This window comes from Ruegeria sp. BHSB058 (assembly GCF_059613285.1).
The window spans coordinates 1-15,282 of record NZ_JBXWSF010000014.1 but is presented as its reverse complement, the minus strand read 5'-3'; the positions used below and the strand labels follow the sequence as shown (position 1 = coordinate 15,282).

The following is a 15,282-nucleotide window of genomic DNA, read 5'->3' as shown; positions in this document are numbered from 1 at the left end:
CCCTGCACGGACGTGCCTATCTTGCGGCAAGTCGTGAGAGAGGCAGCGTATTGGTCATTTCGACTCTGGCAGACAATATCATGCGCGGTGTGGAAACCGTGGGCGACCGTGTGTCCGAAACCTTGTTCGAACCGGTGATCCGGCTGGGGGTGACGGGGCTGGCACGCTCGGGCAAGACGGTGTTCATTACCTCGCTTGTGGCCAACCTGCTGGATCGAGGGCGGATGCACGGGCTGACGGCAGAGCAGGAGGGCAGGATCGTTGCCGCATATCTGCAACCGCAACCCGATGACACGGTGCCGCGCTTTGACTATGAAACTCATCTAGGGGCGCTGACCGGGCCTGTACCTCGCTGGCCCGAAAGCACCCGCGCAGTGTCGGAATTGCGTTTGTCGCTACGCGTGCAGCCGGGTGGGTTGCTGTCAGGGTTCAAATCGCCACGCACCGTGCATCTGGACATCGTCGACTATCCTGGGGAGTGGCTGCTGGACCTGGGTTTGTTGGACAAAACCTATGCCGAGTGGTCTGGTGAGGTTTTGACAGGGGTCGCGGCACGACCACAGGCGCAAGCGTTTCTGGCGCAGTTAAAAAGCACCGATCCGGGAGCCACACTTGACGAACAGGTGGCGCAGGGTCTGGCAAAATCATTTACGGGATATCTCAACGCCGCACGGGAGGCTGGGTTTTACGACTGTACTCCGGGGCGGTTTCTGTTGCCCGGTGATTTGGCGGGCTCTCCGGTCCTGACATTCGCACCTCTCCCGGTGTCGAGTCCTTCGCGGCGGCGGACTTTGCATCGTGAGATGGAGCGGCGATACGAAGCTTACAAGTCACAAGTGGTCAAGCCGTTCTTTCGGGACCATTTCGCCCGTATCGACCGTCAGGTGGTTTTGGTCGATGTCTTGGGCGCAATCCACAAGGGCCCGAAAGCAGTCGAAGACATGCGCCGTGCGATGGCTGACATCCTGTCGGCCTTTCGGCCCGGTCGGAACGCCTGGCTGAGCGGGCTTTTGCTGGGTAAGCGGATCGAAAAGGTTCTTTTTGCCGCTACTAAAGCCGATCACCTGCACCATCTGCAGCACCAGCACCTGACCGCGATCATGGAGGCATTGACTCGCGAGGCCCGAAACCGCGCCCGGTTTGCCGGGGCCGAAACGTCGGCCCTGTCGATTGCTGCCCTGCGCGTGACCACCGAAGAGATGCGTCGCCACAATGGGCAAGACTTGCCCTGTGTTCGGGGTGCATTGCTGGAAACCGGCAAACAGGCGGCGTTCTATCCGGGGCGCTTGCCCGAAGATCCCGCGCAGTTGTTGGTGCCAGCACGCGATGGCGCAGAGGCATGGCTGGAGGGCGAATACGGCACCATGGCTTTTGCGCCGGCGCCTATTGACGGAAAGCCCGGCGTCGGCCCACCGCACATACGGCTGGACCGGGCAGCGCAATTCTTGATCGGAGGCAAGCTTTGAACGCGATCCTTCGACTAGCGCGCAGTACGGATGCTGGTAAGACCGGCAAAATCCTGTACGGATTCGCCCGCGAGAATGATTGGATGCCCAAACTCCATTCGCTGGCGGAAATGATCGCGTTCTGCGGGACCATGATCGATCGGGGTTGGGTGACTGTTGCCGAAGGCGAAGATGGAGTTGTCGGATTTCTTGCTCGGGACGGAGCAGAAATCTGCGCGCTCTATCTGAGTGAACCGGCCAGAGGACAGCGGGTCGGACAGAAGTTGCTGGAGGATGCAAAGGTACGGCGGGGTTACCTGGTCCTGAAGGCATTCGAGGCCAACGCCCGGGCACGACGATTTTACGAACGTAACGGATTTGTCGAGGCTGGGTATGGCGATGGCTCGGCCAACGATGAAAACCTGCCCGACATCACTTATGTCTGGGAAAAGAAAGGATATCCCGGATGACCAATGGTCCGGTTTTGATCGATCTTTCAGACGAAAAAACGCCCGTGCCAAATGTGGCGCAAGCGCCAGACGTACCAGACTTGCAGGTTCCAAAAGGCAAGGCAATGCAAACCGTCGCCCGTATTGCTACACGCAAGCCTTCTGGACTGGCAAAATGGTTCTGGGGGCTTGCAGGGGCGTTGGTCGGGGCGGTGGTATCTGTCGCGGCTTGGGATTTCGTTTCATCGCTGGTGGCGCGTGCGCCGATGCTTGGATGGGCGGTGACGGCTCTGATTGGAGCCTTGGTTCTCGTTGTGTTGCTCATTGGTCTCAGGGAAGTTGCGGCGATTGGACGGCTTGCCAGTGTCGATAGCCTGAAACGGTCCGCCGACGTGGCTCTGGCTGAGGGTGATCTAGGGAAAGCGCGGGCGGTGATCGACAGACTGGCCGTTTTCTACAGCGGCCGCGAAGACACACGTTGGGGGCTGGAACGGCTGAACGAACGCAAAGGCGACATGTTTGACGCGTCAGCGTTGCTCGCGCTGGCCGAAGACGAGTTGCTGGCCCCGCTGGATGCGGCAGCCAGCCGTGAGGTCGAAGCCGCGGCACGGCAGGTTGCTACCGTCACTGCACTGGTTCCATTGGCTTTGGCCGACGTGGCGACTGCCTTGGGCGCATCGCTACGTATGATCCGCCGCATCGCTGAAATCTATGGTGGTCGGGCAGGGGTCTTGGGTAGTTGGCGGTTGACCCGTGCCGTTTTCGTGCACCTGGTTGCGACCGGGGCGGTTGCGGTGGGTGATGATCTGCTAGAGCCGGTTCTGGGTGGGTCTATCCTCAGCAAACTGTCCCGGCGATTTGGCGAGGGGCTGGTCAATGGCGCGCTCAGTGCCCGCGTTGGCGTGGCCGCAATGGAAGTGTGTCGCCCATTGCCGTTTTCCTTCCGGCACAAACCTTCGACACGGGCTATCGTCAAACGTGCTCTGACGGGGCTGTTTAAAAAGGGATGATCCCGGCACTTAGGTTGATTTCCTTGCCTATGAGCGCCGCAAGGCAGCAAAGGCGAGCGCTCCACCAAACCCGATGAACATGAGACCCAAGGCTCCCGAAATCCACCGTTTTGCATTTCGGAATGCGGCGATGGCGGTCTCGGTCGAAAAGACCGTCGCGGTCACCGCGTGCAACGCCGCCGCAAGCAATCCGCAAAGTACGACGATACCGCCGAGAAACCAGTTAGGTGATGACGCTGGAATAACCGCGGTCATGATGGCACCGTAGAAAAGTGCGGCCTTTGGATTTGTTATGCTGACAATGAACCCGGTTCGAAATGATCGAGAAAGTCTGCGTGCTTGGATTTGAGGCGCTGTCTTCGAGCCGGTGTTTCCGAAGGCCGAGTTCAGCGACTTGACCCCCAGCCAGACCAGATAGGCGGCGCCTGCCAGTTTGAGTGCGACAACCGCCTTGGGGAACTGTTCGAACACAAGCGCTACGCCCAGAACTGCGGACAAGGCCCAAAGAAAGGCGGCGCTGGCCATGCCAAACCCGGTCATGACACCGTGTTTGCGACCGTGTGTCAGGGAGGCGCTCATGACCGCGAACATGTTTGGGCCGGTGTAATCCACGCCAGAACGTTCACCATTAAGAAAGTTCCCAAGGAAATTGCGATTTCCATCGAGTCCACCAGTTTCGTTTCGGTCTATGTAAGTGATCCGACGTCGAACCGCCAAGAGAGGAGTCGCGGAAAGGCTTGATCTGACGCAAGGCCGCCGCCCGTCGCATCGTCCAAGATTAGAAACAAGCAGAGGGTAAACAATGCCGGATCACGGTCACAGCCACGAAGAAATCGCCGAACGGATAAGCGCTCCGCCCGGGCGTGGCGTGTTGCGAGATATCGTCTATGGCGGCATAGACGGTTCGGTGACGACATTCGCCATCGTCGCCGGTGTCGCGGGCGCGGGCTTGTCGCCGTTCGTAATCGTAGCACTTGGCCTTGCCAATGTGCTCGCTGACGGATTTTCGATGGCGGCAGGCAATTATTCAGGCACAAAAGCCGAGTTGGACAACATCCGCCGCATCCGGGCGATCGAAGAGCGCCATATCGAACTCTACCCTGACGGCGAGCGCCGCGAAGTGCGTGCGATTCTGGCTCAGAAGGGCCTGTCAGGTCCGGTTTTGGAAGAAGCAACAGGCGCCGTAACTGCGGATCAGGAAAGCTGGATCAGCCTGATGCTGGAGGGCGAGTATGGGTTGGGAACTATCGATCCGCATCCCTTGAAGGCGGCCATCGCAACCTTCATGGCTTTTCTCGTCGCTGGAATGGTGCCGCTGTTGCCGTTCCTGTTCGGGCTGGATCACGCCTTTGCATTGTCGGCTTGGATGACGATGGGTGTATTCTTTACGATAGGCGCATTGAAGAGCCGCTGGTCGCTGGCCCCTTGGTGGCACTCGGGCGGTGAGACACTTCTCATCGGTGGAGTGGCGGCGGGGATCGCCTATTTCGTTGGAACCCTTTTTCAGACCTAGTCACGATAGTTTGTCGCAGAAGCGTGTCTGCCACTGGCGCGTGCACCTCGGACAGGTAGAGTTGCCACATTGATGCGTTGCCAAGGATGCCATGACCATGCAGCATGCTGATACCAAGACGGTTTTGGTCCTGGGAGCATACGGTTTCATTGGCGCATCGGTTGTCCGTGCGCTGGTCCAGAGTGGATATGCTGTTCGCGGAATGGTCAGATCGGTGCGATTGGCTGATAGGGTCTTGTCCGGATGCAGCATCATTGATGGTGACTTGCGTCAAATGACGGAGCCTGAAAACTGGTCGCTTGCCCTGAATGATGTCGACATTGTCGTGAATTGCGCTGGCGCATTGCAGGACGGCTCTCAGGATGATCTTGCCGCGGTCCATCATCAGGCGGTTGCCGCACTTGGCAAAGTTTGTGTCAAGAGTGGGATAGCAATTGTACAAATATCCGCTATTGGGGCTGAAGCGACGTCCGACACCGCTTTCATGCGAACCAAGGCAGAAGGTGATGCCGCGTTGCGCCGTAGTGGTGCGCCGCTCTGGGTGCTGAAGCCGGGGCTGGTGATTGGGCAAACTGCTTTTGGCGGTACGGGGCTGCTGCGGATGCTGGCCGCCGTGCCATTTTTCCAGCCATTGGCCCAACCCACGACACCGGTGCAATCGTTGGGGATGGAGGATTTGTGCCGTGTGGTCCTTGAAGCTGTCTCTGGCGAGTTGCCGCATGGAGAGTATGAGTTGGTCGAAGATCAGGCGCAGTCGCTGGCAGAGCTCGTACGGCAGACCCGTGAATGGCTGGGGTTTCGACCTGCTTTGTTCTCTTTGAATGTTCCAATTGCAATTACACGGCTTGTCGGACGGATCGCAGATGGGTTGGGGGTGTTGGGATGGAGGTCTCCGCTTCGAACCACGGCGCTTTTGGTCATGGAAACCGGAGTCGAGGGGAATGCCGCCACGTACCGGCAGGCCAGCGGGCGCCATTTGGTCGCTCTGCCAGAGATTTATGCCGGACTGGAATGCGCCCGGGAACACAGGCTTGCCGCGCGGATGTCATTGCTCATGCCGCTCGTCGTGGCGGTGCTCAGCTTGTTCTGGGTGTTGTCTGGGGTGTTCGGTCTAATCGGCTTGAACGAGGCAAGTGCGGTGCTCATCTCGGCGGACTGGTCACACTGGATGGCAAAGGTCAGCGTGGTATTCTGGTCGCTGGTTGATATCGGCTTGGGACTGGCGATCCTGTGGAGGTCCTGGGCTGCATGGGCCTGTCTTGTACAGGTTGCGGTTGCAGCGTTTTATCTGGTTGCGGCGTCCGTGGTGACCCCGGAATTATGGGTCGACCCATTGGGGCCACTGGTCAAGATATTGCCGGCCATGTTCCTTTCCCTTCTGGCCCACCAGCTTTTGGAGAGCAGATGACAGATCCCGATCTGATCCTGCGATGGCTGCACGTGATCGGTGCCTGTGTCCTTCTCGGAACCGGTGCCGGGATCGCGTTTTTCATGCTGATGGCACATCGCAGCGACGATCCGAAGATCATTGCCCATACCGCAGGGGTGGTGGTGCTGGCGGATCTTGTCTTTACCACGACGGCTGTCATTTTGCAGCCGGTCACCGGCATGCTGCTGGCTTGGCGTTTGGGATGGAGCTTGATCGAAGGTTGGCTACTGCTGGCCCTCGTATTGTACGTCGTGACCGGCGCGTTCTGGCTGCCCGTCGTTTGGATTCAGGTGCAATTGCGCGACATGGCGCGGGGAGCGGTGGCTGAGCAGCAAGCCCTTCCACAGAGATATCACCGGTTATTCCGCACCTGGTTTGCATGTGGGTTTCCGGCCTTTCTAGCCGTTCTGGCAATTGTCTGGCTGATGCTGGCGCGGCCCGAGATTTCGGTACCGGTTTTTTGACACATGCCAATGTGGGCGTGCGGCAACGTTTGGATTTCGTCAGGTATTCCGCACTATGTGACAGCAGCACTGGCGGATAGGCTTTCCACAAAACACTTCGGAGGGTCGCCGTGGAATCGCTGCTTGTACTTGTTGCGTTGATCGTCTTGGCCATTCCGGTGACTATTGTCATTCTGTTGGTCGGTCTGTCGCGCCTGCGAAAGCGCGTGGAAGACCTTGAACAACAAATCGCGCAACTCAGTCGACCTTTCGAGCGCGTGAAGCCGCCTGAAAAGCGAACCGACCCAGTTGCTCAAGAAGCTTCGCGCGATGCCGAATCGGTGGAAAAGGAAAAAAATGTCAGCCCCGCGCCCTGGTCGCGTCATGCGGTGACAGAACCAGATGCAACAGAAGCTGCCACCCTGACGCACCCCAAGTCCCCTGCTACACCGCCTCGTGCTGTGGTGTTCCGGCAGGACAAATTCGATGCGTTGGGCAAGTGGTTGCGTGAGAATTGGTTCTATGCGGTGTCTGCCCTTTCGCTGACCTTGGCGGGGATTTTTCTGGTTCAGTACGGCGTGGAGAACGGTTTGCTGCCGCCAGCGGCGCGAATCATCGCAGCCTTGGGGTTTGGCTCAGTTCTGATCATTTCGGGCGAGGTTGTGCGCCGCCGGTTTGGTGATGATGCGTCCTCAAGCACCGCATACCTGCCTTCGGTCTTTTCTGGGTCGGGGCTGGTCACGCTGTTTGGGGGCATTCTGGCCGCGCGCCAGCTTTATGACTTGATCGGACCCGAGGCTGCACTGTCCGCGATGGTGACCATCGCACTCATGGGACTTGTGCTGGGGTGGTTTCATGGGCCGCTGTTGGCGGCGGTGGGGTTGATAGGTGCTTTCGCCGCTCCGTTTTTGGTAGGCGGGTCGTCCGAGGATCCGTCGTGGCTTTACGTCTATTTCTTTGTCGTGACCGTTCTGGGATTGGGAATCGATACCGTCCGACGTTGGGCGTGGATTTCGGTTCTCGCGCTTGTCGGGGCCTATGCTTCTGCTTGGTTGGTTTCGCTTTCGTCGCCGTCAACCGACGCGGCGCTGATGGTCTATTCTACCTTGATTGCGCTGGCTGCCATCGTTGTTCCGGTCCGCCGTCTGACCCCGGATCATCCCGGCAGCATGGTTTTGGTGTCTGTACGTCGCAAAAAGGGCGATCCCTGGCCGGAATTCCCGACGCGGCTTGCCTTTGCCTCAGTGGTTGTCAGCACTGCATTCATCGCGTTGCGTTGGGGTGGATCAGAGACCGAGTTCTGGCTTGCCGTCTTGATACTATCTGGTTTGGCGGTGGCTTTGATCGTATGGGCGAGCGGTGCCCGCGCATTGCAGGACACGGTGCTGTTTCCAACAACCGGTCTGTTGTGGGTAGTTTGGGGCCAGGGATTTGACTTTGGCGCAGCTTACCGGCGGTTTTTCGAAACCTACACCGAAACACCCGAAGCGGATTTCCCATGGGTGGTTACCTTCTTGGTCGTGATCAGTGCACTGATTTCGGTTCTGTCGGCGTGGCGGTCATTCCGGGGTGGGCAAATGGCGGTCATCTGGGCCGGAGCGGCGGCGATTTTCGCTCCGACGATGGCGATCGTGTTGGAGGTTGCGTGGCAGCCGGCCGAGGTGATCGGGGCGTATCCATGGGCACTGCACGCGCTGGTCTTGGGCACCCTCATGGTAGTATTCGCCGAGCGTTTCGCTCGTCGAGACGGAGAGGACAGGATGCGCGCCGCGCTGGCCACGTTGTCCGCACTATCCTGCCTTACCTTTGCCTGTGTCATCGTGTTGAGTTCGGCTGCCTTGACGGTTGCATTGGCCGTCACTGTTGTTGCGGCGGCGGCGCTGGATCGCAAGTTCACCTTACAACCGATGAGTTGGTTCATCGCGGTCGGTGTCGTCACGCTTGGCTATCGGTTGGTTGTCGATCCCGGTCTGGACTGGTCGGACAGGGCGCCGCTGCCCGAGGTGGTGCTTGCGTATGGAGGCACCCTGGCTGCTTTGGTTCTATCCCTCTACTTGCTGCGACCGCTCTCGCGTCCGTTGGCCAGGCTGATGCTGGACAGTGCCGCGTGGTCGACGAGTGGTTTGTTTTTGTCGATCCTTCTTATGCGGTGGCTGGAACGCATCGCGGGCCGTGCGGATGAAAGCCATTGGGGGCTTGGTCTGCTCTCGGTGATCTGGCTGGGTCTGGCCTTTGCACAGGTGCAAAGGATGGAGCTTGGCGGTAGGCTTGCTATGATACGAACGGGCCTGGCAGCCGTATTCGGTATTCTTGGCGGTGTAGCTCTGGTAGCGGCATTGACCGATGGAAATCCACTGTTGACCAGCCATGCTATGCCGGTGATTGGCCCGCCAGTCGCGAACACGCTGGTGGTTTCTTACCTGCTCCCGGCATTGGTCATCGGCTTTTCGGCCTGGCGGATCAAATCCATGCCTCCGTTGCTGCGGCGGGCGTCCGGAGTTGCGGCGCTGGCGCTTGCAGCCTTGTGGCTGGGTTTGGCGATCCGGCACTTGTGGCAGGGCGCGGCGGGGATGTATCACGAAACCGGCGTGACCCAGCCCGAGCTATACACCTATACCATCACGTTGCTGGTGATAGGTGCAGTATTGTTCTATCAGTCGCTGGCGCGGAATTCCGCGATCATGCGCAAGGCGGGCCTGGCCGTGATCGGTCTGGCCATCGCCAAGGTTTTCCTGATCGACATTGCGGGACTTGGAGGCCTGATCCGAGTGTTTTCGTTGCTGGCGCTGGGTCTTGCCTTGGCCGGTCTTGCGTGGCTCAACCGCTGGGCCATGCTGCGCCATTCGCCGCAGGCATCGGAACCTCTGGACCAATAGGCGGCACCGTCCTATAAGCCCGGGCATGTTTGACCGGCTGGCCATCATTATTCGAATTATTTCCCCGGCGCTCTGAGCAATCGAGACGCCGGGACAAGGTGTTTGAGACCTCGCACCGCACGATCGCCGTTATCCGCAAAAGACAAGCCGAAGGACGCCACCCATGTGCGCCGACACGACCACTGAAACACCTGACTACAAAGATACGCTTAACCTGCCCAGGACCGAATTCCCGATGCGCGCGGGCCTGCCCAAGCGCGAGCCTGAGTGGCTGGCCCGGTGGGAGCAGATCGGAGTTTATGACCGCCTGCGCGAAAAGCAGGGCCGCAAACCGTTCACACTGCATGACGGCCCTCCGTACGCGAACGGCCACTTGCATATCGGCCACGCGCTGAACAAGACGATCAAGGACATGATCGTGCGCTCCCATCAGATGATGGGCTTTGATGCGCGTTACGTACCCGGCTGGGACTGCCACGGCCTGCCGATCGAATGGAAGATCGAAGAACAGTACCGCAAGAAGGGCAAGAACAAGGACGAGGTGAACATCGTCGACTTCCGTCAGGAATGCCGCAAGTTCGCCGAAGGTTGGATCGACATCCAGCGTGAAGAGTTCAAGCGTCTGGGCATCACCGGCAACTGGCCTGATCCCTACATCACCATGGACTTCCATGCCGAGGCCGTGATTGCCGACGAATTCATGAAATTCCTGATGAACGGCACGCTGTATCAGGGCTCGAAACCCGTGATGTGGTCGCCTATCGAGAAGACAGCGCTGGCCGAGGCCGAGGTCGAGTATCACGACAAGGAAAGCTTTACAGTTTGGGTGAAGTTCAAGGTCGTGAACGCGGGTGATCTGAATGACGCGTTCGTGGTGATCTGGACAACGACCCCTTGGACCATGCCGTCGAACAAGGCTGTCGTATACGGCAAGGACATCTCGTATGGCCTCTACGAAGTCACCGGCGCGCCGGAGGAATGCTGGACTGCTGTTGGCGACAAGTTCCTGTTGGCAGATAATCTGGCCGCCGACGTGCTAGGCCGCGCCCGTCTGAACGACGACCAGTGGACACGCGTCCGCGATGTGACTGCCGATGAACTGGAAGATGTACAACTGACCCACCCGCTGGCCGGGGCCGAGGGCGGCAATGGCGAATGGGACGACCTCCGCGACTTCCGCGCCGCTGAGTTCGTGACCGATACCGAAGGCACCGGTTTCGTCCACTGTGCGCCGTCCCACGGTATGGAGGAATTTGAGCTATATCGTGATCTAGGTGAGCATCCACACGGTGGAACTTGGCTGGAGAAAGTCATCACCTATAACGTGATGGACGATGGCTCGTTCCGCGCGGATCTGCCGTTCTTTGGTGGAAAATACATCCTGTCCCGCAAGGGCGGTGAGGGTGATGCGAACAAGGCGGTCATAGACAAGCTGGTTGAGGTCGGCGGGTTACTGGCACGTGGCAAGATCAAGCACAGCTATCCGCATTCGTGGCGCTCTAAGGCTCCGATCATCTATCGCAACACGCCGCAATGGTTTGCTTCGGTCGATCGCAAGCTCGATGACGGTATGGGCGAGATGGGCGACAGTATTCGTGAGCGCGCCCTGCGCTCGATTGACGAGCTGGTAAAGTGGACACCGCAGACCGGCCGCAATCGTCTGTATTCCATGATCGAAGCGCGCCCGGACTGGGTTCTGTCCCGGCAGCGTGCCTGGGGTGTGCCGTTGACTTGCTTCACTAAGAAGGGCGCCTTGCCGACTGACGCGGATTACCTGCTGCGCAACGAAGACCTCAACGCTCGCATCAAGGCGGCGTTTGAAAAGGATGGCGCGGATATCTGGTACACGGATGGGTTCAAGGAAAAGATCCTCAACGGCATCGCCAACCCTGACGATTACGATCAGGTCTTTGACGTGCTTGACGTTTGGTTCGACTCGGGCTCGACCCACGCCTTTGTTCTGCGCGACCGCGAAGATGGGACCGAGGACGGCATCGCCGACGTCTACATGGAAGGCACCGACCAGCACCGCGGTTGGTTCCATTCATCGATGTTGCAGGCCTGCGGTACCATAGGGCGCGCACCTTACCGCAACGTGGTGACGCATGGGTTTACGCTGGACGAGAAGGGCAACAAGATGTCCAAATCACTCGGTAACACCATCGTGCCCGATGAGGTCGTAAAACAGTATGGCGCGGATATCCTGCGCCTTTGGGTGGCTCAGACCGATTACACCGCAGACCAGCGGATTGGACCTGAAATCCTGAAAGGGGTGGCCGACAGTTATCGTCGTTTGCGCAACACGATGCGTTTCATCCTTGGATCGCTGGCGGATTTCACCGAAGCCGATCGCGTGGCAAACCCTTCAGAAATGCCACGACTTGAGCGTTGGGTTCTCAGCCGCTTGGCCGATCTGGATGCTCAGGTGCGCAAGGGTTATTCCGAGTTCGATTTCCAGGGTGTGTTCAGTGCCGTTTTCAACTTTGCCACCGTTGATCTGTCAGCCTTCTATTTCGACATCCGGAAGGACGCTTTGTATTGTGATGGCGACAGTCCGCGGCGCCGCGCCGCGCGTACGGTCTTGGACATCCTGTTCCATCGTTTGACGACGTGGCTCGCGCCAATTCTTGTGTTCACTATGGAGGAGGTCTGGCTGGAACGGTTCCCGGGCGAGAACAGCTCGGTTCATCTGGTCGATATTCCGGAAACTCCGGCCAACTGGAGAGACCAAGAAATCGAGGCGAACTTTGCCACCATTCGCCGCGTTCGCCGCGTGGTCACTGCAGCCCTTGAGATTCAGCGCCGGGACAAGGTAATCGGCTCCAGCCTCGAAGCTGCGCCTGTGGTGCACATCGAAGATGCGGATGTACGCGGTTTGATGGCTGAATTCGATATGGACGATCTGTGCATCACTTCGGGCCTTTCTGTGACCGGCGACCCGGCGCCTGCCGAAGCGTTCCGTTTGCCCGAAGTTTCGGGTGTCGGTGTCGTTTTCGAAAAAGCCGAAGGCGAGAAATGCCAGCGTTGCTGGAAAATCCTGCCAGACGTTGGCCGCCACACCTATGCGGGTGTTTGTGGTCGTTGTGATGACGCATTGGGATGAGCCAAACCTGAAGGGATCCCTTCGCCTGGGTGGCGAGGGGGTCTTGTTCATTCGAGAATGAAAAACTCGATTGTTGTGTCAAAGCCGGCGACCTCGCAAGATACGGGGTTGCCGGCTTCGACGGCCGATATGTCCATGAACTGTTTCGAACATATCGTTCTTGCATCCTGTCGCGAGGCCTCGTGCAGCATGCGCGAGCAAAGATTGATTGTCGGGCCGATGGCGGTGAAATCCAACCGGGTTTTGCTGCCGATATTGCCATAGAAAATGTCCCCGACATGCAGGGCCGCTCGAAACTCAGGGGCGGGGGTTGCAAGTCCATGGGCCATCGTTTTTCGCGCATGAGCAATGGCCTGCAATGCACCGTCCGCCGCCGCCTCTTGAGCGGTCAGGTCGTCCGGCGTGGGGAAAATCACGAGAGCCCCGTCGCCCAGGAATTTGAGGATTTCGCCGTTGTTGCGGGTGACCGAATCGTCGATGACCGCAAAGAAATGGTTCAGGAGCTGAAGAACGTCCTCTGACCCCATACTATTTGAAAGCTGGGTATATCCCTTGATGTCTGCAAACAGAACCACGGCAGAGATAGTCTCACCCTCGCCGCGAACGATCTTGCCGCTCAGAACTTTCTGGCTGGTGGCCTCCCCCAAATAAGTTGCAAGGGTGATCTGTTTGTCCAGACGTTCAGTGAAAATTTCTTTCGTTCGCGCCAGGCATGACTGAACCCGCCGCAGTGCCATAAGTTGTTCATCCTTGAACCCGCCATGAGATTGGGTCGCAAACTCGACGCAGCCGCTTACGGTTCCATCGAAGTTGATAAGAGGAAGCACCAGAACGTCAGTGTATCCCGCATTTTGGTAGTTTCGTATGTAATCCTCGAATTTAGCCGACGCATTCGTGGAGTCTGCCAAGCGTAATCGTATGGAGCGTTGTGTGGTGATGCTGCCATCAATCGGGGTCTTTTTGAAATCAACCGTGTCAAAGTACTCGTGCAGAAAAGTTACTCGCCGAACTCCCCCCTTGCTGGTCCATCGGGTCTGCATGCCTCGGATGCGCGGATGAATGAACAGTCCGTTGATGATGAGCGCATCAAGCCCGATACCGGCCTCGTTTAAGCGGTGCGCGCATTCCTTGACTACGGTCTCGAAGCTTTTTGGTGGTTGTGCTCCAGAGATCAGCCAGTTGCACACCGAGTGAATTTTGGCCGTGTCCACCATGACTTTTGCCCCGCCCCGTTTAGCCACTCATCATGCTCGGAAAGCGACGATGAGGCAATCGGGCGATGAATTCGCCAGATTTAACAACGGAATCCCAGAGCAACACGCATATCGGTTGCAGACAGTCGCGCCTTCTGTAAGCTTCGCCGCATGCCAAAGATCTGCGTCGATACCAAATTTGGCCGTCTCTCGGTCGAGGAGCAGAATGGCGTCATCGTGCGCCTTCGGTGGGCGAATGAAGAGGAGGCTCCGGATTCCTCTCTATTGATGGAGGCCGCGGCTCAACTCCGTGCCTATGACGACGGAAAGCTGACCCGTTTCGACCTGCCGCTTCGGGTGAATGGATCAGAGTTCCAGAAGCGCGTCTGCGATGCAATGTTTTCGATCCCATTCGGTGAGACCAGAACCTATGGCGATATCGCCGAGGAACTGGGTCATCCGGCGCAAGCTGTGGGGCAGGCCTGCGGCGGCAATCCAATTCCGGTTATCATACCTTGTCACCGTGTTTTGTCGGCAACTGGGCTAGGAGGGTTTTCGGGGGCTGGCGGCGTCGAAACCAAGGTTGCGCTGCTGCGTCATGAGAGTGCCGCCGGTTTGCTGATCTGAATTATGCAAAAGCTGTTGCATTCCGCCGGTTTGCAGCACACTTTTATTTGACGACCGGAACTCAAGGACCCATTCAATGACAGTCGCCCAAGATCGCGCCACCAAAAAGAAGGCAATTATCGATCGCCTCATGTCGCTGGAAGCAGAAGAACTCGCCACAGCCAAAGCACATCACGATGCGTTCATGAAGGAGTCTCAACTGGATGACCGGGAAGGGCACGACAAGGATGATATCGCGGCCTCGCGCGGAAACGCCGATTTGGCTGCAGCCTTTGACGCCCCGGTTCATGCGCATCACGCAAAGATTGACGCACTGGAAAACACCGATTTCGGATTGACGGATACCGTCGCGCCGGGTGCGGTCGTGAAATTCGACAACCGCAATTTCGTGGTGTCGGTTTCGACGACCCGTTTCGATGTCGAAGGCGAAACCTATATGGGCATCTCAACGCAGAGCCCGATATATCTGGCGATGGCCGGTCTTCAGGCGGGCGAGGTTTTTACTCACAATGGTCAGGAATACGAAGTCGAAGACGTCCTCTGAAACCACTTGACGCCTTGCCAAGGAATATCTTTGCGCACCTTAGTCGTGAAGCTCCACAGCATTTCTCTGAGGGATGATTTGCTGGGCGATTCCTGCGCCTAGCAAGTATAGGCTGGTTAGAACAAGCCCCCAATGTGCCCAGCTTTGCGGGTCGAAATCCACCCAGGCAGCCCAACCGGCGAAGAAGGTCCAGGCAAAGGCCATCGGCAATGACACGTTGCGCCACCGGGCAGTTCGCACCGGGTGAATGAATTTTAGCGGTAGAAACATCGCGATAGACAGTAGGGTTACCAAGGCCAGACTGACATAAAAATTCGGTTCCAGTGCAAAGATCACGATCACCACCATGTTCCAGCAGCCTGGGAAACCGGAGAAGGAATTATCCTTTGTCTTCATCCTTGTGTCCGCGAAGTACATCGCGCTGGCAAATGTGATCACTATGATGGCAAACCAGCCGGTCCACCCGTCCATAAGGCCGGACTGGAAAAGCGCAAAGGCGGGAATGAACACGTAGGTGAGGTAGTCGATGATAAGATCCAGCAATACACCGTCGAATTCCGGGGCGTACTTCTTGACGTGATAGTGGCGGGCAAGTGGTCCGTCCATGCCGTCCACGATGAACGACACCACCAGCCAAAGGTACATCAAAC

Annotated in this window: 13 protein-coding genes; 10 read left to right on the top strand and 3 right to left on the bottom strand. The window is 58.0% G+C overall.

Annotated features, from left to right (window positions below; translation table 11 throughout):
* Positions 1 to 50 precede the first annotated feature (50 nt).
* Genes AC2FNB_RS05690 through AC2FNB_RS05680 form a run of 3 tightly spaced genes read left to right on the top strand, consistent with a single transcriptional unit; the run spans position 51 to position 2,904 of the window.
* Entirely contained in the window at positions 51 to 1,466 is a 1,416-nt protein-coding gene (locus tag AC2FNB_RS05690) for a YcjX family GTP-binding protein (RefSeq protein WP_480748090.1), read from the top strand.
* The gene (locus AC2FNB_RS05685) at positions 1,463 to 1,915 is read left to right on the top strand and encodes a GNAT family N-acetyltransferase (protein ID WP_496745005.1); all 453 of its coding nucleotides are present in this window, start codon (positions 1,463 to 1,465) and stop codon (positions 1,913 to 1,915) included. Before AC2FNB_RS05690 ends, AC2FNB_RS05685 begins: the two co-directional genes overlap by 4 nt.
* Positions 1,912 to 2,904, top strand: a complete 993-nt coding sequence (locus AC2FNB_RS05680) for a YcjF family protein (protein WP_496745003.1) — start codon at positions 1,912 to 1,914, stop codon at positions 2,902 to 2,904. The genes AC2FNB_RS05685 and AC2FNB_RS05680 overlap by 4 nt, the downstream gene beginning before the upstream one ends.
* Positions 2,905 to 2,931: 27 nt before the next feature.
* On the opposite strand, the gene AC2FNB_RS05675 is transcribed toward AC2FNB_RS05680, so the two are convergent.
* Positions 2,932 to 3,495, bottom strand: coding sequence for a LysE family translocator (locus AC2FNB_RS05675; protein WP_496745067.1), 564 nt, complete (start codon positions 3,493 to 3,495; stop codon positions 2,932 to 2,934).
* A 211-nt stretch (positions 3,496 to 3,706) separates the two neighbouring features.
* On the opposite strand from AC2FNB_RS05675, the gene AC2FNB_RS05670 reads away from it, so the two are divergent.
* From AC2FNB_RS05670 to ileS, 5 genes are all read left to right on the top strand, one after another.
* Positions 3,707 to 4,417, top strand: coding sequence for a VIT1/CCC1 transporter family protein (locus AC2FNB_RS05670; RefSeq protein WP_480748029.1), 711 nt, complete (start codon positions 3,707 to 3,709; stop codon positions 4,415 to 4,417).
* A gap of 91 nt (positions 4,418 to 4,508) precedes the next feature.
* Positions 4,509 to 5,825 carry an SDR family oxidoreductase gene (locus AC2FNB_RS05665; RefSeq protein ID WP_496745002.1) on the top strand — a complete coding sequence of 439 codons (1,317 nt, stop codon included), beginning with the start codon at positions 4,509 to 4,511 and terminating at the stop codon, positions 5,823 to 5,825.
* Positions 5,822 to 6,310: a DUF2269 family protein gene (locus tag AC2FNB_RS05660; protein WP_496745000.1), complete on the top strand. Its 489-nt coding sequence runs from the start codon at positions 5,822 to 5,824 to the stop codon at positions 6,308 to 6,310. The genes AC2FNB_RS05665 and AC2FNB_RS05660 overlap by 4 nt, the downstream gene beginning before the upstream one ends.
* A gap of 110 nt (positions 6,311 to 6,420) precedes the next feature.
* Entirely contained in the window at positions 6,421 to 9,165 is a 2,745-nt protein-coding gene (locus AC2FNB_RS05655; protein WP_496744998.1) for a DUF2339 domain-containing protein, read from the top strand.
* A 163-nt stretch (positions 9,166 to 9,328) separates the two neighbouring features.
* Positions 9,329 to 12,268: an isoleucine--tRNA ligase gene (ileS, locus tag AC2FNB_RS05650; protein ID WP_496744996.1), complete on the top strand. Its 2,940-nt coding sequence runs from the start codon at positions 9,329 to 9,331 to the stop codon at positions 12,266 to 12,268.
* A gap of 47 nt (positions 12,269 to 12,315) precedes the next feature.
* Here the strand turns inward: ileS and AC2FNB_RS05645 are convergent, their stop codons facing one another.
* On the bottom strand, positions 12,316 to 13,482 hold the full coding sequence (locus tag AC2FNB_RS05645) for an adenylate/guanylate cyclase domain-containing protein (protein ID WP_496744995.1): 1,167 nt from the start codon (positions 13,480 to 13,482) through the stop codon (positions 12,316 to 12,318).
* A gap of 150 nt (positions 13,483 to 13,632) precedes the next feature.
* Here AC2FNB_RS05645 and AC2FNB_RS05640 point away from each other — a divergent pair, with 150 nt between their 5' ends.
* Positions 13,633 to 14,088: a methylated-DNA--[protein]-cysteine S-methyltransferase gene (locus tag AC2FNB_RS05640; protein ID WP_496744993.1), complete on the top strand. Its 456-nt coding sequence runs from the start codon at positions 13,633 to 13,635 to the stop codon at positions 14,086 to 14,088.
* 76 nt (positions 14,089 to 14,164) lie between these two features.
* The gene (locus AC2FNB_RS05635) at positions 14,165 to 14,632 is read left to right on the top strand and encodes a hypothetical protein (protein ID WP_496744991.1); all 468 of its coding nucleotides are present in this window, start codon (positions 14,165 to 14,167) and stop codon (positions 14,630 to 14,632) included.
* Between the two features lie 39 nt (positions 14,633 to 14,671).
* On the opposite strand, the gene AC2FNB_RS05630 is transcribed toward AC2FNB_RS05635, so the two are convergent.
* Positions 14,672 to 15,282 (bottom strand): CDP-alcohol phosphatidyltransferase family protein (locus AC2FNB_RS05630; RefSeq protein ID WP_496744989.1); only part of this gene is annotated, 611 nt, incomplete at its 5' end.